At 69.2% G+C, this 529-nt stretch carries 1 protein-coding gene; it reads right to left on the bottom strand.

Annotated elements, in window-relative coordinates; translation table 11 throughout:
• Positions 1-529 (bottom strand): AMP-binding protein (locus tag EN807_RS32460; protein ID WP_145972467.1); only part of this gene is annotated, 529 nt, incomplete at both ends.

Here is a 529-nt window from a genome sequence, read left to right as displayed (position 1 = left end):
CCGGCATCGAAGCCGGAGGAGATCAGGACCGTGCCGCCCTTGAGGAACACGGGGCGAAGATTGGTGATCAGCCCGATGACATGAAACATCGGCGCGTCGCACAGGACGATGCTGTCATGGCCGACGCGGCCGATGACGCCGAAATTGACGGCGGTGGCGAAGGCATTGGCCTCCGTGACGATGACGCCCTTCGGTTGGCCCGACGTGCCTGACGTGTAGAGGATGATCGACGGCCGGTCTGCTTCCGGCAAAGGGCGACGCGGCGCTGGCTCGGCCTCATCCACGGCCGCCTGGAAGCGCGCGACGTCGAGCGGCGCGCAGCCGGTCGGCGGCGCCACATCGAGCCCGGTGTCGTGGACCAGAAGCGCGGGATCGCAATCGGCCAGGATCGCCTGCCGCTCGGGTGCGGCAAGCCGCCAGTTGACCGGCACGAAGATGGCGCCGAGGCGCATCGCCGCCTGCTGCAGGATGACGAGGTCGGCGCTGTTGCGGGCGAGCGCGGCGATCCGCTGCCCCTGCCCTACGCCAT

It is taken from the genome of Mesorhizobium sp. M5C.F.Ca.ET.164.01.1.1 (genome assembly GCF_004792125.1).
GTDB lineage: Bacteria > Pseudomonadota > Alphaproteobacteria > Rhizobiales > Rhizobiaceae > Mesorhizobium > Mesorhizobium wenxiniae.
Note: the sequence above shows the minus strand (reverse complement) of the source record. Positions and strands in the feature narration are given on the sequence as shown.